Origin of the sequence: Moorena producens 3L (genome assembly GCF_000211815.1) — a bacterium.
Taxonomy (GTDB): Bacteria; Cyanobacteriota; Cyanobacteriia; order Cyanobacteriales; family Coleofasciculaceae; genus Moorena; species Moorena producens.
The window spans coordinates 72,781-94,657 of record NZ_GL890939.1 but is presented as its reverse complement, the minus strand read 5'-3'; the positions used below and the strand labels follow the sequence as shown (position 1 = coordinate 94,657).

The following is a 21,877-nucleotide window of genomic DNA, read 5'->3' as shown; positions in this document are numbered from 1 at the left end:
ACGGTTTTCAGGTGTTATGAATTGAGATTCAAATCGTGAAAACCCCTTGAATAAAAGCTTTCAGGTTTATTTTTTGATTATGAGTTTTAAGGTTTATTTATCCCCACCTAAATGATATTATTATATATAAATTCAAAGAGGCATGATTTTTATGGGAAAACAATAATCTTCTGATTTGGTGTCTGTGGACAATACATACACAGAACTCGCCAAGTATTATGATAACTTGATGACATCTGGCTATTATGACCATAAGGGTTATGCCACATCATTGCAGAAAATTTTGGGTGAAAGAAGAAAAATTCTGGATATGGGGGTGGGAAGCGGCTTATTAACGGAGCAGATGTTGTTATTGGAGAATTATAATATTACAGGTATTGATTTCTCGCCTGCGATGCTTACACAAGCAGAAAAAAGACTCAAGGATAATTCGGTGAGGCTCGTATGTGCAAGTATTGAAGATTATGAAACCAGCGAGACTTTTGAGGCTGTTATTTCGACTGGGGGAGTTTTCTGTTTCTCCTACAGAGAGCAAGAACAACAATATCGGCTGTATAGTTATTGCCCTAACAAAGATGTGCAGATGAAATCCCTGAAAAAACTGTATGATATTTTAGATAAGGATGGTATTTTATGTATGTCGATTCAAGGGGATCATACCAATTCTGAAATGCCAATCAAAGATGGGATCGTGTATACGCAAAAAACCGACTTTGGAGAACAATCATTACAGAAGACTTATACATTTTCAGCAAATGGCAAGATCCTTTCTCAACAACAAATGCGATTAATATTTTTCGATGAAAAAGAGTATCTTAGCTTGTTCGAAACCGCAGGGTTTTCCTTGGTTGGGCAAGAGCGGACGCAAAAATTCTGCATTTTTCGGAAAAACGAATTGAAAAAAGGGTAATAATTCAGGTGAGGGCCGGTTGAAAAAATCTTGAAATACGCTATTCTGACGGCATGAGCTTAAAACCGAAACCCGAAAAACTATAAAAACTAAAGCTATCAGCTATCAGCTAAGTGCGTTTGTATTTGAGATGTAAACCTGTATGGTCTTTTTTTTGGCAATAAAACTGAGAAGATATTTCCCCTCTTGGCTTTTACCTGCCCCCCTTCCGAGCCAGGGTTTAGGGGAGATTCCTTTGGCATTTTTTGGTAATTCGTGTGTTTACAATCGAGCTCCAAACGCTATATATTCTATTAATATAGCTTAACACCAATATCATTAATCTAGAATTGCCAAAAGAATAAGAAAAGGTAGTGTTTTTTGTTTGGTCTCCCTAACCCTACCTATTATAGGTGGGGTTAGGGAGAGATTTTGTTCAATTTGCCACAGTAAATTATTCGTTGCTCCTGTAGGGACTAACGTCTAACTCGCCATTATTTTTAAAGACTACTCGGAAATGAGCAAGGGGCTTCTGGGGTACTAACCCAGTCCCTTCGCTACCAATTCCAGCTGCTGCTGGCTTCATTAGGCGTTCTAAAGGAGTTTCTTGGGAGTAATCCCAAGACTCTTTATCAATTGCTTCATAATCAGCAATGATACCCTCTTCAGTCACAGCTACTCGATAAGTTAAATCTTGAGGATAGCTGGAGGTTTTATTCCAACTGTCACGAATTGGCTGAGACACTTTGTCTTTCAAATCATTAATGACAGCGATGTCAGTAATTTCTGGACCTAGGGTAATCTTACCCATATAACCATCCCAAGGACTGATTTCGAGAATCCCTTCGTTTTCCCCTGGTTTAAATAACACCTGGAACTGAGCAATAGGTTCTTGGGTAGCAATATTGTCTGTAGTCTTGGTGTAGAGCAATTCAGGCAGGGGGGTTTGCTCTGCCCCATCCAAGGGTGTGCCATTAACGGGTTTGTAGCCTAAAATCGCACCATCTCTGCCAACACTAACCTGGTATTTTAAATTCCCAGCAAACTGTTGCCGGTTCCCCCAAGCTCGAAAAATTCGCTTTTGCAGGCTTCTTTGTATATAGCGCAACTCTGTGGGATCAGTAATTTCTGGTGCAGTTGTGAGCACTTTTTCTAGCTCGTCGATGGAGAGTGGTGTTCCCTTTGGTGTTGGTGTTGGTGTTGCCTGAGGGTCACTCTCCCCAGTTGGGGTGGTGGTTTCATTAGTATTTTCCCCTGTTCGGGAAGGTTCGGGTTCCCGTACTTCTGGAATCGGTACAAAGAAAAATGCGATCGCAGCTAGAGCCAAACTTGCCATTCCCAGTGCAGCAGGTCCAGTACGCTCGGTTACTGGTTTTTCAGCTTGGCGATAGTGCTTAGAAACAGGCTGCAACGAAACACTAATATCTGGTAGGGTTCGTCCATCAGCCAAAAACTGGTCAATCGCCTCCACCAAGTCAAACAACTGCACTGTGTTCAAATCTACATGGAGAGGTTTGCCTGAGTTAGTCATTGCTCCTGACTCAGCAGTATCTAGCAGTATCAGTCGATGCAAATTCTTGTCCTCGACTTTCTGCAGATGCACCTTAGCTGGTTTCTCAGCATGGGGTTGGGGGTGAGGCACTTTAGACAAAAATTCCTGAGCATAGCGGCTTACACTATTTACCAAGTCCTCAAAAAAATCCCGCCCACCGCTGAGGGGTTTGTCCATAGCCCCTACATAGCATTCCGCATTACTTAGAGTTGTCAGCAATGGTCGGGCATCTGGCTGTAACCCATCCCCTGTGGTACTATTACTCCAACCCTCCAGGATTAGGGTACAGTTGGGAAGACTGTACTGGCGTCGAATTGTCATCGGCTGTTCCTGCTGAAAAATCCCCTTCAACCTCTTAGACTAGCATTGAGGGAATGGGTAATTGGTAATGGATAATGGGTAATCGATAATGGATAATTGATAATTGATAATGGGTAATTTGTCAATCAGCTGACTATACTTGATACTTGATGGCATGGCTATAGTCAGAAACGCCAACATTCAAGGCAATTCCCCATCAAACAGACTAGTCCATAATCTTTGCCTTCCAGAAGTGCCTGTACAGAACAGAAGCTGACTCAATAGAGAAATTGCGAGTTCATTCAACTTTTCTTGAGAGTTATAGGCAGCCACTTTAGAGCGACGGGGATTCATCCGGCTGCGAAAATGAGCCTGGAACCTTTCCAAATACTTAGATAAGCGAAAATGTTGTTCTAGAGGCACCTGCTTTTCCAGTAGTTGTTGATAAGCCGTCAACAACTGCCTAATCAGAACCGTCATTCGCCGTGCCATATGACTAGCAATCACCACTAAAGCCTTAGCTTCCTCTGGAGTTAGAGGACGTCGTGTGTAAGAGCGCCGCCAGGGATTGGTAGAGCGCATACGCCACAGGACAACACGATTTTTAATAATGTCCTGAAGTTCCAGCTCTCTAGCCGCCAATAGCATCGCCTCAGAACCTCCCAGTTCGAGAGCTTCAATGGCTAGTAAAATTAGGTCAATATGCAGCCGAGTTCGTGGTGGACAGCCCTGAGCTGGAATCCTGAAATCAGGTAGGCTATCTAAAATTATTGGCTTTGACTGGGAAGCAGGACTATTGGTCAGCATTACGGTCCGTCGAAAGATTCACTCTAATAGCGCTTATCCTACAGCGAAAACCTTTTGAATAGATTTGTTCCAAGGAATCACACAAGGTTCAGCTTTCTAGTGTACGCTTTTACAGAAAGGGAATGGCAAGCTATAGTTTGAGTCAAACCCCATTGATAACTAAGTTCACCTACTGATGGATTTAAAATCTCTGATTCGCGATATCCCTGACTTTCCCAAACCAGGGATTGTATTTCGGGATATCACTACCCTCCTGAGCAATCCAGAAGGACTACGCTACACTATCGATACCTTAGCTCAAAAATTTCAGGAAGCAGGAGTAAGGGCTGATTATGTCGTGGGTATGGAGTCTCGTGGTTTTATATTTGGACCACCTATAGCTTACCAACTCGGGGCTGGGTTTGTCCCAGTGCGCAAACCGGGTAAACTACCAGCAGCGGTATACTCGGCTGAGTATGACCTAGAATACGGCACAGACAAGTTGGAAGTCCATCAAGATGCTTTCACACCTAACTCCCAGGTTGTGATTATCGATGATTTAATTGCTACTGGAGGAACAGCAGCAGCTACAGTCAACCTGGTAGAACAAGCAGGCGGTCAAGTGGTAGCTCTTGGCTTTATCATCGAATTACGGGATTTAGGTGGACGTCAGCAACTGCCTGATGTACCAGTTATAACCCTGGTTGACTATTAGTTATTAGTTATTAGTTATTAGTCATTGGTCAAAAGAAAGTTTCCAATTAATAAAGGACTTTCAAGGAATGACAATTTTTGAATTCAAAATGACGTAAGCATTCAGCTATCAGCTATCAGCTATCAGCTATCAGCTATCAGCTATCAGCTATCAGCTATCAGCTATCAGCTATCAGCCATAGGCCAACGGCTGACGGCTGACGGCTGACGGCTGACGGCTGAATGCTTACAAAATGACTAGCTTTATAATTGGCAATTGTTTCCACCGGAAACAACCCCCTGAATTCAGGTATGGGATAATTTTGAATTTTTAATTGATAATTTTGAATTGGAGCGAAGCGATTGACTTCTTCTACTAGAGATTCTAGCATTATCAATCGGTTTGATGGGGCTTGGCATAGACTAAAACTTCTGGTCACCAGTGAGACCTTTCTGTACGTGGTAAAGCGACTGTTGCAAGGTCTTTTGACCTTGCTGTTGGCATCTGCTCTAAGTTTTGCCATTATTCAGTTTGCACCAGGAGATTTTCTGGATACCCTCAGGCAAAATCCCAAAATTTCCCCGGAACGAATCGAGGAACTCAAGGAGCAATTTGGTTTAGATCAGCCAGCAATTATTCAGTATTGGCGTTGGCTAGTACGAGTTGTAACCAAGTTTGACTTTGGTACCAGTTTCGCTTACTTCCGTCCGGTGTCGTCTTTGTTATTAGAACGGATACCAGCAACCTTACTCTTAGCCGTAGCCTCAATCTTTATTACTTGGACGATCGCAATTCCTCTCGGAATCCTAGCTGCTATCAATCAGAATCGCACCACTGACCGATTCCTACAAGTCATTAGCTACACAGGTCAGGGTTTCCCCAGCCTAATCACTGCTCTGTTGCTGCTCATACTCGCCCAGAATCTTTCCCCCTTAGTTCCTGTCGGTAGTATGACCAGTATCAATCATGATGATTTATCCCCCATTGGTAAGGTTTTGGATATTGGCTGGCATATGATTTTGCCAACAATAGCTCTATCCATTACTAGTTTTGCAGGTCTACAACGAATTACTAGGGGTGAATTGCTGGATGTGCTACGGCAAGACTATATTCAGACAGCTCGTGCTAAGGGACTGCCAGAAAATCGAGTTATCTATGTCCATGCTTTGCGCAATGCTATTAATCCTCTAATTACCATCCTTGGCTTTGAGTTTGCTTCTCTACTCAGTGGCTCATTTATTGCTGAAATTTTCTTCAACTGGCCAGGTTTAGGTCGTTTGATTTTACAGGCGGTAACTGCTCAAGACCTCTATCTGGTAATGGGAAGCTTGATGATGGGGGCTACAATGCTGATTTTGGGGAATTTGTTAGCAGACTTGCTTCTAAAAGTAGTTGATCCTCGAATTCGTCTAGAAGATTTGAAATAGAGAATGTAAGCAATCAGCAATCAGCCATCAGCCATCAGCAATCAGACATCAGCAATCAGCAATCAGCCATCAGCAATCAGCCATCAGCAATCAGCCATCAGCCATCAGCCAAAAGCCTATGCTTCACAGCGTCGAAGTCTGTGCCACGCTACTTGAGGTGCGACAGTTTTTGAATAAAATAACCTGACCGCTGACCGCTGACTGCTGAATACTTACTGTCCTAAATGTACTTTTGACGTCAATTTTTGTTAACAACCTAAATAGGCGTTGCAGAATAACGGGATGATGTACCTATTTACTGAAGTTTGAACTGTAGACTATAAGCCACTTTCAGTTATGTGCAAAAAATGGTATCATCCCACAAATGTGCAACGCCCCTAAATAAAATAAAACCTTTTATTAAATCAGGAAAAAAACCTGAAACGATTGTCCATCCTGCCTTCAGCATAGCTGCCTTCAGCATAGCTGCCTTGCTGTAAAGACGCGCCTCAGGAATATTTTCAAGATGTTTACCCAAATTCATTATGTAATTCTTTCTAGAAGGAACGGTCGTTATCTGGTTGCCCAACCGAAAGCTGGTAGCCCAGAGGCTGGAGCTGGATATCTGTTGATGTTTCGCGAACACTTTGATGCCCTGAGTTATCTCAATACCCACGGTGCTGATTTAGCTGACCAATTTTCTGTAGAGTCGGTTTCTGGTAGTCAGTTGAAAAATTTGCTGGAACGGTGGGGGTTTGTTGGTGTGGGTGTTGTTCAAGACCCATTGGTACCTCAAATTGAGTTTTTTTCTTACAAATAAGGGCTATTAGGTGACACAACCAGACTATTCAACTAGTCCAAAAAATAGCGATCGCATTTTGTAAGCATTCAGCCGTCAGCCGTCAGCCGTCAGCTGACGTAACAGAGATTAAACCAATGCTTACTTGTTTTATTCAAAAGCTGATAGCTGATAGCTGATAGCTTACCGCATTTTCCCAAGCTCTCTGGCTTGACTGGGGATAATTGATACTCCTACTAACCGTCGTTCCCTGATTGATTTTTTTGAGCAGGCAATGATTGCGAGGACTGGTTATTCACGGAATTGATATTTCCTCTTGCTTGTCCATCACGACAACCATCACACCGCTGCTGGGCATATTGTTAATATGCATAGATTTTGTTTAAATTTTATTAAGGAGTAAATATAAGGAGTAACTATGAAAGACCTCACTGCTTATCGAAATATAGGTATCTTTGCTCATGTGGACGCAGGCAAGACAACTACAACAGAGAGGATACTAAAACTTACCGGGAAAATCCACAAAATTGGTGAGGTTCACGAAGGTGCAGCTACAACGGACTTTATGGAACAGGAACAAGAGCGCGGTATTACTATTCAGTCTGCCGCCACCAGTTGTTTCTGGAAAGACCACCAACTCAACATTATTGATACCCCAGGTCACGTAGACTTTACCATTGAGGTTTATCGTTCCCTCAAGGTTCTCGATGGTGGCGTTGGTGTTTTCTGTGGCTCAGGTGGTGTAGAACCCCAGTCAGAAACTAACTGGCGCTATGCCAATGACTCAAAAGTTGCTCGGATTATCTACGTAAACAAACTTGACCGTCTGGGGGCTGATTTCTACCGAGTTGTTAAGCAGGTAGAAGATGTACTTGGTGCTAAGCCTCTGGTAATGGTACTGCCGATCGGAACTGAGAACGATTTTGTGGGTGTAGTGGATTTGCTAACCCGTAAGGCATGGGTATGGGATGACTCTGGGGATCCGATGAACTATGAGATTCAAGACGTTCCCGCCAACATGGTTGATGATGTGGAAACCTACCGCGAGCAGTTAATTGAAATGGCTGTGGAGCAGGATGACGAGGTGATGGAACAGTATCTAGAAGGGGAAGAACCAGATCTCGAAAGCCTTAAGCGTTGCATTCGCAAGGGAACTCGTGAGCTGGCTTTCTTCCCTACCTACTGCGGTTCATCCTTCAAGAATAAGGGGGTGCAGTTGGTACTTGATGCTGTAGTTGACTACCTGCCGAATCCCACTGAAGTCAAACCCCAACCAGAAATCGATCTAGAAGGTAACGAAACCGGTACACTTGCCTATGTTGACCCAGAAAAACCTTTGCGTGCCTTGGCATTTAAGATCATGGATGACCGCTTTGGCGCTCTGACCTTTACCCGTATCTACTCAGGAACCTTATCTAAGGGTGACACAGTACTTAATACCTTCACAGGTAAAACTGAGCGTATTGGTCGTTTGGTAGAGATGCATGCCGATTCTAGGGAAGAAATTAACTCTGCCCAGGCCGGTGATATTGTGGCCATCGTTGGGATGAAAAATGTCCAGACTGGGCATACCCTCTGTGACCCGAAAAATCCTGCTACTCTGGAGCCGATGGTCTTCCCAGACCCGGTGATTTCCATTGCGATCGCACCTAAGAAAAAAGGTTCCTCTGAGAAAATGGGCATTGCCCTGAGCAAGATGATTCAGGAAGACCCATCTTTCCACGTTGAAACTGACCAGGAAAGTGGCGAAACTATCATTAAGGGCATGGGTGAGCTGCACCTAGACATTAAGGTTGATATCCTGAAACGGACTCATGGCGTTGAGGTGGATGTAGGTAAGCCCCAGGTTGCATATCGTGAGTCCATTACCAAGCGCATCGAAGACAGCTATACCCACAAGAAGCAGTCCGGTGGTTCTGGTCAATATGGTAAAATCGATTACGTTATCGAGCCTGGTGAACCCGGTACTGGCTTCCAGTTTGAGTCCAAGGTGACTGGTGGTAATGTCCCCAGGGAATTTTGGCCTGCTGTGCAAAAGGGCTTTGAGAATAGCATTCAAAAGGGTCTGTTGGCTGGATTCCCTTGTGTGGACTTCAAGGTTACCTTGACTGATGGTGCCTACCACCCCGTAGACTCATCGGCTATTGCCTTTGAAATTGCGGCCAAGTCGGCTTATCGGCAATCCTTTGGTAAGGCTTCACCTCAATTGTTAGAGCCAATTATGAAAGTGGATGTATTCACACCAGAAGATTACATGGGGGATGTAATTGGTGACCTCAATCGCCGCCGTGGGATGATTAAGTCTCAGGAGAAAACTCTTACTGGTGCTCGCATTAAGGCAGATGCGCCTTTGAGTGAGATGTTTGGCTATATTGGTGACCTGCGTACTATGACATCTGGTCGTGGTCAGTTCTCAATGGAGTTCTCCCACTACGCCCCTTGCCCAAGTAATGTGGCAGAAGAGGTAATTAAGGAAGTGAAGGAACGTGAGGAAGCTGCTAAATAATCTTTTGATTTAAGTAGAGTTCCTGGCTGGTTTTAGACTGGCCAGGAACATCGTGTGATCAATGATTAAGTCTGTGCCATCACCATCCCCATCAAGGCAATTACCGAAGCATTGTAATCAATAGCATATTCATTAGTAGCCCAAGACCGCTCATCATCCACATAACTCAACATTCCCAAGCCTTTAGGGGCAATGTCATCCTGGGCATCAGTATTAGGACCCCCTACCATCAGACCAGGGATAACAATTTTTTTAGCTCGGGAAATCCGGTGATGAACATGACGCACCGAGTTGCTACCAACACGGGTAATAAAACAAAGATTAAAATGATTGCGCCCCAGTAAATAATCTAACTGCTCAACAGCTGCCTTGTAGTAGCCTCGATTGCCAGTGATGCGGTAGGCATAGAGTAGAGTAATTCCTTCCTCAGCTATCTTATGATTAGATGCCCAATGGAATTTATCAATAGTTAAACGGTAGCCACTACCGTTAATCTTTTCCATCAGAGTATCCGCCCTTCGCATCAGCCTAGCTGTGATTTCTAATTTCAGTTTGTCTGACCCCTTCCTTTGTTTCTGCACCAAATAGTTAACCATTGCTAGAGGAGACGGATCTTTCCAACCAAACTCACCATAGTCAAAGGCCGTGATAGTTTTAGCTAAGTATTTCTCGTAGCTAGTATCCCCTGTAGTAATAAACAGTTCTACGGCTGCCCAGAAGCGGTCATCTTGATCTGTTTTTAAGGATTCTTGCTGATCCCACTCTCCAAAAAGATACTTACCTGAACCGGTGTCATCTCCTTCTTGCCAATCCACCTTCATAGATCGCTGTTTTCGGAGAAACCCCCAGGCTTTCTGTGCCGCTTGTAAGTAGGTTTGAGCCTGTTGCTTGTCAAAGGGAGTATAAACTCTAGCAGCCATTGCCATTACTGCTGCAAACTTGCCAGTCTCAGGTGTCGAGATTCCAAAAGTGTACCGTGGCTGAGTATCTTGATTGGGTAGAATTTCCCCTGGCCATTTTTTTCCTGACAGCTTGCGGTAGACAGCACCATCCTCTCGCTGCATCTTCAGCAGCCAATCTAATCCTACTTTGACCTCATCGAGTAGGTCAGGTCTACCATTGCCGCTTTCTGGTATAGTTAATTGGTTGTCCCTAAATAATTTAGGATATTGCTCGTACAAGCTTAACAAGCGTCCGATGGTGACTGTCATTGGCGCAACATATTTACCAAAATCCCCAGCATCATGCCAGCCACCTTGGGCAGATTTGAAGTCTCCAGCTTTATTAATCTCATCGTTGTGGGCAATAATCCCATCTTTGAGATGGCAGGGGGGATGTTTGACTCCAGATACTGAATCATTTACAGCAACACCGCACCGTTGCAAATAGTAGGACCGGAGTAGCTTTGTAAAGGTATCCTTATAAATTTCCTTACCAATGCCAAACGGATAAGACTGACTATAGCCGTATTTGAGGTAATAGCTACCTGATTTATCGTATTTAGTAAAATCAATAACCGTAATTTTATCATTACTGGCTTTATCCTTTACAGAGTTTCCCAGGTTGGTCACAAAAACCGTTTTGTGAGTGATTAAATCAACAAGTTCAACCTGCTTGTTTTCCGAATTGGGGGAATTGATTAAGAACGCCAACTTAGGCCCAGTTGGGTAATAACCTATTTGATTGATAACAATTTTTCCTCTAGCTGCTGGATTATAGGGTTGAGCATTAAGCTTGGAAAAAAATCCATAAGCGATCGCACTAATCCAGCCGATAAAAAATCTTCTATCTATTTTCATCGTCAAGCTTTTACTTCCATGATATCTTGATTATGGGTCTTTTGGAAATTTTCCAGAACGAACCTCTGTAGTAAACTCCTGCACGGCTTGGGTTATTACCTGGCGCAAATTCACATAAGACTTAGCAAAGGGTGGCTGGTGCTCGGAAAGCCCTAGTAAATCCGCTGTCACTAACACCTGGCCATCACAGTGTGGTCCGGCTCCAATGCCAATGGTGGGAATAGTTAATTTTTGTGTAATTGACATTGCCAAATCGCTTGGAATATGCTCTAAAACGATAGCAAAGGCACCAGCTTGCTCCAATGCGATCGCATCCTGCAAAATCCGCTCCCCAGTTTCCGGTGTTTTTCCTTGTTGCCGTAAACCCAGCCGATGAATAGACTGCGGTGTTAAACCTACATGACCCATCACCGGAATTCCCACAGCGCTAAGCCTCCCCACCGTTTCAGCCATGGCAGGATATCCTCCCTCCAACTTCACTGCCACTGCCCCAGTTTCCTTCAACACTCGACCGGCAGAGTGGATTGCCTGCTGAGGACTTTCCTGATAACTCAAAAACGGCAAATCACAAACCACTAATGCCCGTTTAACACCCCGACACACCGCTTTGGCATGGTGAATCATGTCCTCAAGGGTCACTGGCAGCGTTGTGGAGTAACCCAGCGTAACCATTGCTAGAGAATCCCCGACCATGATTATGTCTACTCCCGCTTCATCCAACAGCTGAGCGATCGCATAATCTGCAGCGGTCAGGACCATAATCTGGCGCTCCTGTTGTTTCCATTGATTCAACTGCTTGATAGTAACTGCCATAACCAATAATAGTTTCGGTCAATCCGATTAATAATTCTCAAAGATGCTTATAAAAAAAGTAAACCGAACTATGGAAATCTTTGTAAAGAAGCGTGAACTACTGACTTCAGTGTAATGTGATCGTTAGCTATCAGCTCTCAGCTCTCAGCTATCAGCTCTCAGCTCTCAGCTCTCAGCTCTCACCCAAAGGCCTGTGGCCAAGCTACACCGAACAGTTTTTGAATAAAATAAGCTGACCACTGACGGCTGACCACTGACGGCTGACGGCTGACGGCTGACCACTGAATACTTACATCTCATCTGTGCAACTGATTTATGACCTATTAATACTATATGGGTTAATTACGGTAATCAAGAAGGTTGAAGAATACTGCTTGAGTAGGGAATACTAAAAATGAAGCTTCCTCGATCAGGTTCCCTATGTCAGAGCCTCTAATTTCTGCCATCATCTGCACCCACAATCGCGAACAATATTTGGGTGCCGCCATTGATAGCGTGCTACAGCAGGATTTTGCCGATTATGAAGTAATTGTGGTCGATAATGCGTCAAGCGATCGCACCCGTAACATTGTTGACCAACGCTTGGACAACTCTCGACTAAACTATGTTTATGAACCCGTACTTGGTTTATCGGTGGCTCGTAACACTGGGGCTGCCAGTGCCTGTGCTGGTATTTTAGCTTATCTGGATGATGATGCCGTTGCCAGTCCCCGTTGGCTTAAGACAATTTACGAAGCTTATCAAAGTAACGAAAAACTGGCAATTGCTGGTGGTAAAGTTACCCTATTGTGGCCAGATGGCATTACCTCTCCCTCCTGGTTGTCACCAGACCTAGCAGGAAATTTGGGAGCTTATGACCTAGGGGAAACCCTAATTCAGATCCAAAATCCTGGTTTGACTCCCAGAGGTTTAAATTACTCGATCAGGCGGACTTTCCTGGAGAAAATCGGTGGTTTTGATGTCAATTTAGGTCGTGTGGGGAAAAATTTATTATCTAATGAAGAGTTACATATGACAGAATTAGCTCTCCAGGATGGTTGGCAAGTTGCTTATCTACCTGATGCTCTAGTGGCTCACAATGTTGCCCCAGAACGAATCAATAAACGTTGGTTTTTGAATCGTGGTTGGTGGCAAGGTATTAGCGAGTGTTACCGTGAACAATTGGTTGGTCGTGCTGGTACTGCCCAATTGTTACGGGGAGGTGAACGAATGATGCGAGGAATCTACAAATCCTTCAAGCACTTCCGCAATCCAGCTCTTCGCTTTGATAATTTCGTTTATGCCTATGGTCAAATCGGTTATCTGAGTGCAGTAATTAAAGGAATGCTACCAAAACATCCGGGAACGTGAGATCCCCTCTCTTTTAAGGAGGAGATGAAACGGACGCGACGGGTTTTAACCCGCCGTGTCCCTCTGCTTAGGTTCATAAAATTTGGATATTAGACTTCTGACCAACTCAGATGGAGTCATCCCACGCCGTTCTGCTTCTTGCTTTAATTGCATTTTTTTTAATTTATTAATTCGGATCATCAATCGTTCGTCTTTCATTTTTGGAATACTATTTGCGCGCACGAATGTTACGATTCTAGTAGGAGGCAATCAAATGTACAAGACGATTCCAGTAAAAGCAAACTTGACAGAGGAAGAGCAAGCTTTTTGGGTATTTCAATGCCAACAAGCGAATAGTCTGGTAAATTGTGCTATCTATTACTCCAAACAAAAACATTACACCTGGTTAGAACAGCAAGAAGAAGCTTTTACGACTTACTGGCGAGAGGATGATCTTAGATATGGGTGGAAAACCTATAAATGCAGTGTCAAATATGCCGAACTCTGCAAGAATCTAAAAGAGAATCCTCACTATAAGGCGATGGCAGCTCAGTCGGCACAACAAACTCTCAAGACTGTAGCCGAATCAATCAATAGCTACAATCAGTTAGTCGGCCATTATTACAAGGGAAAAGTCGATAGACCAAAACTGCCAAGATACAGAAAGAAAGGCGGATTGGCAGCTGTAACTTTCCCTAGACAAGCTCTTGGTTATAAGTCAGGGTTGTTCTACCCTTCGATCAGCAAAGAAACAAAACCTGAGTTGATCACCGAGATTACCCTGGAGCCGCCGGACTTTATAGATCCGGACTGGGTAAAACAGATAACTGTTCGTCCGTACCTTGGGCAACTTTGGATCGACTGGGTAATTGATGACGAGAAGCAACCAATCTCTGATAACCCCAACCTCGACTATTCCCAAGCGTGGAGTTTTGATCACGGCGGGACGAACTGGCTGACTGGGCTTTCAACCCTTGGCAAGAGCCTGATAATTGACGGTCGAAAACTCAAGTCAATGAATCAGGGCTACTGCCGGTTAGTCGCCAAGTACAAACAGGGGAAACCAGAGTTTTACTGGGATTCCAAGCTAGATCGAGTGCAGCGGAAACGAAACAACCAGATACGGGATGCGATCAACAAAGCTGCTAGATTCATTATCAATCGGTGCTTAAATGATCGCATTGGAAACCTAATTATCGGCTGGAACGAAGAACAGAAAAGCCGTTCTAATATGGGCAAACGTGGCAATCAGAATTTCGTAGTCATCCCGACCAAGAGACTAATCGAACGGCTGAAACAACTTTGCCCTGAGTACGGCATTAAACTAACAATTACCGAGGAATCGTACACCAGCAAAGCGTCTTTCCTTGACGACGATCCATTACCAAAATATGGTGAAAAACCCAACGGGTGGAAACCGTCAGGATGTCGGGTAAGGCGTGGTTTGTATAAAACTTCTGAGGGATACCTGGTAAATGCCGACTGCAATGGTGCGGCCAACATTGCCAGGAAAGTAGCCACACAGCTAAATATAGACCTAGCTAAGGTGGGTAGAGGGAGCTTGACACTCCCACACCGGTATGAAATTTTCAAGTCACTGAATAGATCGTACCGCACAAGAAGTGAACAGGCGCGGTTTTAATCCGCCTCGTAACAACCTTGTAGAATCCTCCGTGCTTCAGCCGGGGGAGATGTCAAAAAGGAGCAACTCCTCTCTATCCCACAATCAGTCCAGTCATTAATGAGACTGGATAATAGGTTCCCTTTGCTATAGCACAGATAATTTTGGTTGATTGTTGACTGTTAACTGTTGACTGATAAGCCTTAATTTTAGTTAAGGCTTGCTGTTAGTTATTCTAGGCCAATAAACTTTTCATAAAACGTCCACAATTGCAGGTGTTTAATTATGAAATCCCCTAACACTAAACTTCCGGTATCAGTTCTAATTCCAGCCAAAAATGAAGAGGCTAATTTACCAGCTTGTCTTGAGAGTGTTAATAGAGCAGATGAAGTGTTTGTTGTCGATTCCCAAAGCAGCGATCGCTCCATTGAAATTGTGGAAGAATATGGTGCAAACCTAGTTCAATTCTATTTTGATGGGTTTTGGCCCAAAAAGAAAAACTGGAGCTTAGACAATCTTGAATTCCGCAATCAATGGGTATTAATTGTTGATTGTGACGAACGCATTACTCCAGAACTTTGGGATGAAATTGCTGTGGCAATCGACAATGCTGATTATAACGGCTACTATATCAATCGTAGAGTATTCTTCCTAGGGAAATGGATTCGCTTTGGTGGCAAATATCCAGACTGGAATTTACGGTTATTTAAACACGAAAAAGGTCGCTACGAAAACTTAAAAACGGAAGGAATTCCCAATACTGGAGACAACGAAGTTCATGAACACGTTGTCCTACAAGGCAAAGCTGGCTATCTTCAAAATGATATGCTGCACATTGACTTTAAGGACATTTACCATTGGCTAGAACGGCACAATCGCTACTCCAATTGGGAAGCTCGTGTCTATCTAAATCTACTAACAGGTAAAGATGACTCTGGCACCATCGGGGGAAATCTGTTTGGAAGCGCCGTGCAGCGTAAGCGGTTTCTGAAAAAAATCTGGGTTAGACTACCGTTTAAACCAATACTGCGGTTTATTTTGTTTTACTTTATCCAGCTGGGCTTTTTAGATGGAAAAGCTGGGTACATTTATGGACGCCTGTTGAGTCAGTATGAGTATCAAATTGGTGTCAAACTCTATGAGTTACAAAAGTTTAGCGGTAAGCTGAATGTAGAAAAAACTGAACCAGCACAGACACCAGTAACGCCAAAGCCATCAGTTGTCTCTCCAAATCCCTGAGAATCCATTTTGAATTAAGAATGTAGAATTAAGAATTAAGAATGTAGAATTAAGAATTAAGAATGTAGAATTAAGAATTAAGAATTATCCATTCCGCATTCTCCATTCTCCATTCTGCATTCTCCATTCTACATTCTACATTCTAGATTATGACTAATGACTTAAGTAAACTACCAGCGTTAGATTTACCACCCTTAGTGGATTTACGCCAGTACGACCAATCTTGGTTTGACCGAGGACGTCCGGGCTGGTTAATCTTACTCTGGTGGTTGGTGCAAGCGATCGCATTTCCCTTAAGTCCTCATAACTTCAATGGCTTCCGCCGATGGCTGCTACAACTATTTGGAGCCAAGATTGGTACTAATGTCATCATTCGACCCACTGCTCGTTTTACTTACCCCTGGAAAGTAGAAGTTGGTGACTACAGTTGGATTGGGGATGATGTGGTTTTATACAGCTTGGATCGGATTCGCATTGGTAGTCATTGCGTTATTTCTCAAAAATGTTACCTCTGTACTGGTAGCCACGATATGAAAGACCCAGCCTTTGGTTTAATCACATCTGAGATTAGTGTTGGTAATGGAGCCTGGATTGCCGCTGATTGCTTCATTGCGCCCGGTGTCCACATTGGAGCCAATGCTGTAATTGGTGCTCGCAGCACTGTGTTTAGTAATATCCCAGAGCAGCAAGTATGCTGGGGGATACCAGCACGTCCTCGCTATCGACGGGAAATCGAGGAGAGAGGGAGTAGGGAGTAGGGAATTAAGAATTTAGAATTTAGAATTTAGAATTTAGAATTTAGAATTTAGAATTTAGAATTTAGAATTGGGAGTCAGGAGTCGGGTGTCGGGTGTCGGGTGGAAAGTGTAGCTATTCAACCGGAGAAGATCATATAGCAGTCGCCAGGGCAGTTAGGACATGACAAAAGTCTCACACCCTTTGTAAGCGATGCAGAGGTGCGACCCGTGGCGAATTTAATTCGCCAACGGAAAAAGCACCTAAGCGGTCTTGGGGGTTTCCCCCATGAGCGACTGCATCAAGAAGCGCAAGAGTTTGACTTCTGACTTCTGACTTCTGACTTCTGCTATACAAGGGGAAGTTAACCAGATCCGGAAAAATTGTTGATAAGTTTCCGGATTTTCATTTTGCTAAAAGAAAAAGATAGTGGACCACTTTAAGTCAGGATTCCATAGTCATGGTTCACAAATTCATTTTCCAAGGTTCAGCTTACCTGTTGTCAGCGTCCGTGATGTGGCAAGTGCTTCCCGCAACAGCCGGAATAGTACCTCGGAAGCATGACAATAGCAATGTTAGCACCTTCGAGATTGCTGGATTATTCGATGAGCTCCGCCAAATCCGTCGAGATGTCCAAGAAGTAACCAATACCATTCGTGAAGGCAGGCGTATAATCCAAGGCACACGCGGAGTGGTTGATGAGTTTGATCAACTTGGGGACGACCTCAACTCTGGACGAGTGGTACAGTCTTCTAACAATAATCCCTGTCGCAAAAATCGGTCTCGGAAATCGGTTGCTATCAATGAGCAGGTGATTTGCACCAAAGACGGAGCCTATGAGTTAAGTCAGGAATTGCGTAAGGTACTGATGATGACACAAACTCGAAACCTCTATATTGATGAGTTTTACGGCAAGTTTTTGGACAAAGTCTTTAATCGTCCTGTTGAGTTTATGTTCGAGAATAAGGAGGAGATGACCTTAGATAATCTTACGAAAGTGCTTGCTCTCTATGATCAGAAACGGTGGGATTATAGCAAAATCACACAGATTCTTTTCTCTCCCTCGACTAGTAAGGCTACCTTGATGTTTGGAAAACGCACCGAACCGGAAATTGTATCTGTCCCTGATTCTATTGGTGAGTTTTCAGATTCCGTATTTAAAATCAAATCTAAGTCTCCATTTTTGAATCAAGAATAAGTTAACACGTAAGCTATCAGCGGTCAGCGGTCAGTGGTCAGTGGTCAGTGGTCAGCGGTCAGCCGTCAGCCGTCAGCGGTCAGCCGTCAGCCGTCAGCCGTCAGCCGTCAGCCGTCAGCTTATTTTATTCAAAAGGTGTTCAGTGTAGCTTGGCCACAGACCTTTGGCTGATAACTGATAGCTGATAGCTGATAGCTGATGGCTGATAGCTGATAGCCAATAGCTGATAGCTGATGGCTGATAGCTGATAACTGATAGCTGATAACTGATCGCTAATAGCTGATAGCTGATAGCTTATGGCTGATAGCTTATGGCTGATAGCCTTAATCACTAAAACTAATTTGTGGTCCTTTTGGAACAATACCAGAGGGATTAATAAAGGGATGACTCCTATAATAATGCTGCTTAATGTGGTCAATATTACAGGTTTCCTTTACCCCTGGCTGATGATAAAGGTCTTTGAGATAATTCCACAAATTGGGATAATCCAGAATTCGTTGCCAATTACATTTGAAATGGAAATAGTAAACTGAATCAAAGCGTAGCAGAGTGGTAAACATACACCAATCGGCTTCTGTAATGCGATCGCCACAGAGATAACGCTGTTTACCTAACACCCCTTCCCAATAGTCAAGGGCATCAAAGAGGTCAGTTACTCCTTCTTCATAAGCTTGCTGAGTAGTAGCGAATCCTGCTCGATAAACACCATTATTAATAGGTTGGTAAATGGCATCAATGGTTTTATCAATCTCTTCTCGTAAATTCTCCGGATAAAAGCTGATATCCGACTGAGCAATCCCGTCGAACTCTATGTCAAACATCCGAATAATTTCACGGGATTCATTATTAACAATCGTGCCAGTTTCCTTATCCCAAAGTACTGGAACCGTTACCCGTCCGGTACAGTTAGGGTCAGCTTTTATATAAACTTCCCGCAGATAGCGAGCACCATTTACTGTATCAGGGATACAACCAGGCCCATCGGAAAATTCCCATCCATCTTTATCCATCAATGGGTCAACAATAGACAGGGTAATCGCTTCCTCCAATCCCTTTAAGGTTCGCATAATCAGAGTGCGGTGCGCCCAGGGACAAGCATAGGAAATGTAGAGATGGTAGCGTCCAGAGGCTGGTTTATAGTCTGTGGAGCCATCAGCACGAATCCAATTACGGAACTTGGTGGGATTACGCATGAATCGCCCTTGGGGGTCTTGCTGATAGACTTCGTTAGTCCATTTTCCGTTAACGAGCATCCCTGTTGCCATAGTTTTCCTCTGTTCGTTTAGCGTGGCCAACGGCCATGGTATTTTTTTTATACTATCTATTGCTAAGGGAGTAGGGAGTCGGGAGTCGGGAGTCGGGAGTCGGGAGTAGGGACTGCATCCCTTAAAACCCTCTTTGCTTTTGGTTTTTAGCTTTCTCGGCATTGCTGAATCTTTGGATAAAACTGAATGGCTAGCTATGAACAGGCGCAGTTATCGTTATGGTAGGGAGCAGTGGAATGGGTGGTGAGGGGCGGTATTGGTTTTTAGCCAGCACCTGTGGTGATAACCCGTAATAATTCTTTACAAAACTCTGCGTCACGTTTCGCTTCCTGTGGTCTCTTATTTATAGAAACCAAGCTTTCCAAGAGCAAGCGCTTTTGAAAAGTAGATCAAGGAACGCCTATTAGATACCTGGAAGTTTGTCACTATGTTTAGTCAATGTGAAATTTTAGAAGATTCCAAAGAACAACTCAAAACAATAGTGCGAGAAGTCTGTGAGCCAGATAATCTTCCGGAACAGCCAGAGCTTTTTGAGTTGGTTCAAGAGTATTACCAGCTCGCGACTCAAAAAGAGCTTGCCCAAGAAGATGGTAAGAGAATGGCACAAATGTTTGAGCTGGCAGTATTAGATCTGCAGTTTGACCAGTGCATTGACAAGGTAGATCAGCTGATCAGCCAGTCCTTGCAGTCTTCTCCCTCTTCAGGTTGCTCTGGTCTCCTTTCCCTAGAAGAGTTTATCTATCAGGTAAATGCCATAGCGCCCCAAGAAATGAGTATGGAGAGGTTCAAAGACCTTGCGGTGAAGCTTAATTTGAGTAAAAAGCTAATCGAGCAATCTATTAGTTTTAAAAAGAGTGACTACCATACCCACTTAGTTTGTACGACCCCTTTTGGTAATATTTCTGTTATTTCTTGGGAGCCGGGTCAGTTTTCACAAATACATGTCCACGAAGATAAAATTACCATAATCCGTGTCTACAAAGGAACCCTTACCCACCGCTTTTATGATCCAGTGGAGCACTTGCACGGAAAACAGGGCTACCGAACAAAGGACGAGAAAAAGTTCATAGAAGGTCAGTTAGTCTGCGTTGGATTTCATCAGACTCACCAGCTTGCTAACGAGTCTCAAGAGAGACTCGTTACTGTGCATGTTCGGTTCTTCAAACAAAGACTTATATCCTGTGAACCCTTAGAAAATTGTGAACCGGATAAGTCTCGTCCTGATTTAGTTGATAGGCGAAAATGATCGGCTTGGCGCTTGCTGATCACAATTTAGTCTAGCTTTTTGTTATTGGGCAGAGCAGAAAATATTTTTCTAGCCTGCCCTATCGACGACGATATAAGTGATTTCATTTACACCAGTGTGCATTATCAGGAAAACAATTCAAATGCTAAAACCCCAAACAGATCAAAATTGCTCCGATCAGGGTGAAATGATGGAACAGGAAGAACTTGCCAACCTTTTAGATTCACTATCGATTAAAATAAAAGTTTGGCTGTGCCAATTTAATCTTAATAGCAAGTATACCCATAAAGACATTATAAACGATGTCTTTTTACTTGTCCAAAAACTAATCGAATCCGGGAAACTAGAGTCCTATTTAGACGTTGATGAGGGACTTTACCTGGTTATAATTAAGGGTGAATTAAGAGAGCCAATTATTAATCCAAAAGCTTGGGTCCGAAAAGTTATCTTGAATTACATAAGGGGACTCCACCGTGATCATAAGAGGTTTTTAGATATTAGTTCCCAACAGTGGGAAAGTTCACTCTCGATTGGTCAGAGTAATGTGCTTCCATTTGCCCGTCACACTCACCCTATGCAGTATATAGAGAACGTGGAAGTATGGGAGAAGATAACACAACTTCCTGATCAAGACTCAGAAATTTTGGAGTTGTTCTATTTTAAAAAGCTTTCCTGTGCTGAAATTGCCAGTCATTTAGAACATAAGGGCTATCCCCGGTATACGGCAGAAAATATTCGGCAAAAAAAGTTTCGAGCACTCAATAAGCTTCGCAAACTTTATTTATAAACGGGATTGGTGAGCAAAATAAAATTCTAGATAGGGAGCATCTCATCGGGTGCATCTCATTTTTGCTGTTTGACACGGTGGTGCGTTACGGGGCGGGCTATCCAAAGCCTGGCTACGAAGCGGAAAATGAGCCCCCCCTAACGCACCCTACACAACTTTTTTACAAATATGAGATGCACCCCATCTCATCTTTCTAAACAATAAAGTAAGTGTGGTTGTGAGGAGTGTGGTTGTGAGGAGTGTGGTTGTGAGGAGTGTGGTTGTGAGGAGTGTGATTATTGTAGGAATTTTATTATGATTTTTGCCTAATTTCAGGTATTGATATGCACCCTATAAATAACTAGTAATTGTAGTTAAATTACAAAGATGACTGTGAAACTGTTAGTACACAGGCACTTTTGTGCGTTTATTAGCTATGAAAAAAAAATGTTTGAGTTTGTCACGTTGGGCAATATTTTTACTCTCTTTAATAGAAACCTTTAACTAAAGTAAAATCGGGGTAAGGCGACATGAATAGCAAAGAACTCCAAGAAAGGTATGCAGCAGGGGAACGAGATTTTTGTGCTATCAACCTAGTTCAAGCTAATCTGAGTGGTATCAACCTTAGTGGTGTGAATCTGAGTCGAGCAGATTTAAGCGGGGCTAACCTGAGCCGAGCTGATTTGAGTGGGGCTAAGTTGCGTTGTGCGGGATTGGAAAAAGCTAATTTGACTGATGCCAAGCTTCACAGGGCAAATCTAGGTCGAGCGAAACTTGCTGGAGCAAACCTAAGTGGAGCAGATTTGAGAGCTGCCAATTTCAAGGGTGGGGATCTCGCTGAAGTAGACTGGAAGGATGCAGAAGTATGGGGTACGGTTATGCCTGATGGTAGGGTTGTTTCCTGATTTACTCAAGATTTAGCTTCCTAGATGCC

Annotated in this window: 23 protein-coding genes; 14 read left to right on the top strand and 9 right to left on the bottom strand. The window is 43.5% G+C overall.

Features of this window, described 5'->3' with window-relative positions; genetic code table 11:
• The first annotated feature begins 178 nt into the window (after positions 1 to 178).
• Positions 179 to 910, top strand: coding sequence for a class I SAM-dependent methyltransferase (locus LYNGBM3L_RS34090; protein WP_143764224.1), 732 nt, complete (start codon positions 179 to 181; stop codon positions 908 to 910).
• 433 nt (positions 911 to 1,343) lie between these two features.
• Here LYNGBM3L_RS34090 and LYNGBM3L_RS19580 read toward each other — a convergent pair whose 3' ends face one another.
• Positions 1,344 to 2,762, bottom strand: coding sequence for a DUF4335 domain-containing protein (locus LYNGBM3L_RS19580; protein WP_044493961.1), 1,419 nt, complete (start codon positions 2,760 to 2,762; stop codon positions 1,344 to 1,346).
• Between the two features lie 180 nt (positions 2,763 to 2,942).
• Complete coding sequence (locus LYNGBM3L_RS19575) at positions 2,943 to 3,548, bottom strand: DUF3038 domain-containing protein (RefSeq protein WP_008186940.1); 606 nt, start codon at positions 3,546 to 3,548, stop codon at positions 2,943 to 2,945.
• A 175-nt stretch (positions 3,549 to 3,723) separates the two neighbouring features.
• Here LYNGBM3L_RS19575 and LYNGBM3L_RS19570 point away from each other — a divergent pair, with 175 nt between their 5' ends.
• Positions 3,724 to 4,242 carry an adenine phosphoribosyltransferase gene (locus LYNGBM3L_RS19570; RefSeq protein ID WP_008186938.1) on the top strand — a complete coding sequence of 173 codons (519 nt, stop codon included), beginning with the start codon at positions 3,724 to 3,726 and terminating at the stop codon, positions 4,240 to 4,242.
• A 157-nt stretch (positions 4,243 to 4,399) separates the two neighbouring features.
• Here the strand turns inward: LYNGBM3L_RS19570 and LYNGBM3L_RS38605 are convergent, their stop codons facing one another.
• Entirely contained in the window at positions 4,400 to 4,612 is a 213-nt protein-coding gene (locus tag LYNGBM3L_RS38605) for a hypothetical protein (protein WP_008183240.1), read from the bottom strand.
• Between LYNGBM3L_RS38605 and LYNGBM3L_RS19565 the strand changes: the two genes are divergently transcribed.
• Positions 4,584 to 5,648: an ABC transporter permease gene (locus LYNGBM3L_RS19565; protein WP_044493959.1), complete on the top strand. Its 1,065-nt coding sequence runs from the start codon at positions 4,584 to 4,586 to the stop codon at positions 5,646 to 5,648. The genes LYNGBM3L_RS38605 and LYNGBM3L_RS19565 overlap by 29 nt on opposite strands.
• A gap of 334 nt (positions 5,649 to 5,982) precedes the next feature.
• Here the strand turns inward: LYNGBM3L_RS19565 and LYNGBM3L_RS19560 are convergent, their stop codons facing one another.
• Positions 5,983 to 6,171 (bottom strand): hypothetical protein, encoded by a 189-nt coding sequence (locus LYNGBM3L_RS19560; RefSeq protein WP_008186933.1) that lies wholly within the window; start codon positions 6,169 to 6,171, stop codon positions 5,983 to 5,985.
• Between LYNGBM3L_RS19560 and LYNGBM3L_RS19555 the strand changes: the two genes are divergently transcribed.
• Together LYNGBM3L_RS19555 and fusA are read left to right on the top strand one after the other, a co-directional pair.
• Complete coding sequence (locus tag LYNGBM3L_RS19555; protein WP_008186930.1) at positions 6,154 to 6,447, top strand: hypothetical protein; 294 nt, start codon at positions 6,154 to 6,156, stop codon at positions 6,445 to 6,447. The two genes, LYNGBM3L_RS19560 and LYNGBM3L_RS19555, sit on opposite strands and share 18 nt — an antisense overlap.
• A gap of 397 nt (positions 6,448 to 6,844) precedes the next feature.
• Positions 6,845 to 8,932 carry an elongation factor G gene (fusA, locus tag LYNGBM3L_RS19550; protein ID WP_008186928.1) on the top strand — a complete coding sequence of 696 codons (2,088 nt, stop codon included), beginning with the start codon at positions 6,845 to 6,847 and terminating at the stop codon, positions 8,930 to 8,932.
• Between the two features lie 65 nt (positions 8,933 to 8,997).
• Here fusA and LYNGBM3L_RS19545 read toward each other — a convergent pair whose 3' ends face one another.
• From LYNGBM3L_RS19545 to LYNGBM3L_RS48820, 3 genes are all read right to left on the bottom strand, one after another.
• On the bottom strand, positions 8,998 to 10,731 hold the full coding sequence (locus LYNGBM3L_RS19545) for a glycoside hydrolase family 9 protein (protein WP_008186927.1): 1,734 nt from the start codon (positions 10,729 to 10,731) through the stop codon (positions 8,998 to 9,000).
• A 30-nt stretch (positions 10,732 to 10,761) separates the two neighbouring features.
• Positions 10,762 to 11,544, bottom strand: coding sequence for a 3-methyl-2-oxobutanoate hydroxymethyltransferase (panB, locus tag LYNGBM3L_RS19540; RefSeq protein WP_008186926.1), 783 nt, complete (start codon positions 11,542 to 11,544; stop codon positions 10,762 to 10,764).
• A 165-nt stretch (positions 11,545 to 11,709) separates the two neighbouring features.
• Positions 11,710 to 11,844, bottom strand: coding sequence for a hypothetical protein (locus LYNGBM3L_RS48820; RefSeq protein ID WP_267872064.1), 135 nt, complete (start codon positions 11,842 to 11,844; stop codon positions 11,710 to 11,712).
• A 120-nt stretch (positions 11,845 to 11,964) separates the two neighbouring features.
• On the opposite strand from LYNGBM3L_RS48820, the gene LYNGBM3L_RS19535 reads away from it, so the two are divergent.
• Positions 11,965 to 12,894: a glycosyltransferase family 2 protein gene (locus tag LYNGBM3L_RS19535; protein ID WP_008186925.1), complete on the top strand. Its 930-nt coding sequence runs from the start codon at positions 11,965 to 11,967 to the stop codon at positions 12,892 to 12,894.
• Positions 12,895 to 12,939: 45 nt separating this feature from the next.
• On the opposite strand, the gene LYNGBM3L_RS19530 is transcribed toward LYNGBM3L_RS19535, so the two are convergent.
• Positions 12,940 to 13,092: a hypothetical protein gene (locus tag LYNGBM3L_RS19530; protein ID WP_008186924.1), complete on the bottom strand. Its 153-nt coding sequence runs from the start codon at positions 13,090 to 13,092 to the stop codon at positions 12,940 to 12,942.
• A 55-nt stretch (positions 13,093 to 13,147) separates the two neighbouring features.
• Between LYNGBM3L_RS19530 and LYNGBM3L_RS19525 the strand changes: the two genes are divergently transcribed.
• The 5 genes from LYNGBM3L_RS19525 to LYNGBM3L_RS45930 all read left to right on the top strand — a co-directional run bounded on the left by LYNGBM3L_RS19525 (position 13,148) and on the right by LYNGBM3L_RS45930 (position 17,837).
• On the top strand, positions 13,148 to 14,515 hold the full coding sequence (locus LYNGBM3L_RS19525; protein WP_008186923.1) for an RNA-guided endonuclease InsQ/TnpB family protein: 1,368 nt from the start codon (positions 13,148 to 13,150) through the stop codon (positions 14,513 to 14,515).
• A gap of 264 nt (positions 14,516 to 14,779) precedes the next feature.
• Positions 14,780 to 15,733, top strand: a complete 954-nt coding sequence (locus tag LYNGBM3L_RS19520) for a glycosyltransferase family 2 protein (protein ID WP_008186922.1) — start codon at positions 14,780 to 14,782, stop codon at positions 15,731 to 15,733.
• 149 nt (positions 15,734 to 15,882) lie between these two features.
• Positions 15,883 to 16,491, top strand: a complete 609-nt coding sequence (hpsU, locus tag LYNGBM3L_RS19515) for a hormogonium polysaccharide biosynthesis acetyltransferase HpsU (RefSeq protein WP_008186921.1) — start codon at positions 15,883 to 15,885, stop codon at positions 16,489 to 16,491.
• A gap of 437 nt (positions 16,492 to 16,928) precedes the next feature.
• Complete coding sequence (locus LYNGBM3L_RS19510) at positions 16,929 to 17,666, top strand: hypothetical protein (protein WP_008186920.1); 738 nt, start codon at positions 16,929 to 16,931, stop codon at positions 17,664 to 17,666.
• A 33-nt stretch (positions 17,667 to 17,699) separates the two neighbouring features.
• A complete protein-coding gene (locus LYNGBM3L_RS45930; RefSeq protein ID WP_165691867.1) occupies positions 17,700 to 17,837 on the top strand; it encodes a hypothetical protein in 138 nt (45 codons plus the stop codon).
• A gap of 152 nt (positions 17,838 to 17,989) precedes the next feature.
• Here the strand turns inward: LYNGBM3L_RS45930 and LYNGBM3L_RS19500 are convergent, their stop codons facing one another.
• On the bottom strand, positions 17,990 to 18,931 hold the full coding sequence (locus LYNGBM3L_RS19500; protein ID WP_008186918.1) for a glutathione S-transferase family protein: 942 nt from the start codon (positions 18,929 to 18,931) through the stop codon (positions 17,990 to 17,992).
• Between the two features lie 427 nt (positions 18,932 to 19,358).
• Between LYNGBM3L_RS19500 and LYNGBM3L_RS19495 the strand changes: the two genes are divergently transcribed.
• The 3 genes from LYNGBM3L_RS19495 (at position 19,359) to LYNGBM3L_RS19485 (ending at position 21,848) form a co-directional block, all read left to right on the top strand.
• Positions 19,359 to 20,177: a cysteine dioxygenase gene (locus tag LYNGBM3L_RS19495; protein WP_008186916.1), complete on the top strand. Its 819-nt coding sequence runs from the start codon at positions 19,359 to 19,361 to the stop codon at positions 20,175 to 20,177.
• A gap of 142 nt (positions 20,178 to 20,319) precedes the next feature.
• A complete protein-coding gene (locus tag LYNGBM3L_RS19490) occupies positions 20,320 to 20,964 on the top strand; it encodes a sigma-70 family RNA polymerase sigma factor (protein WP_008186914.1) in 645 nt (214 codons plus the stop codon).
• Between the two features lie 509 nt (positions 20,965 to 21,473).
• Positions 21,474 to 21,848 carry a pentapeptide repeat-containing protein gene (locus tag LYNGBM3L_RS19485; RefSeq protein WP_008186913.1) on the top strand — a complete coding sequence of 125 codons (375 nt, stop codon included), beginning with the start codon at positions 21,474 to 21,476 and terminating at the stop codon, positions 21,846 to 21,848.
• Positions 21,849 to 21,877 lie beyond the last annotated feature (29 nt).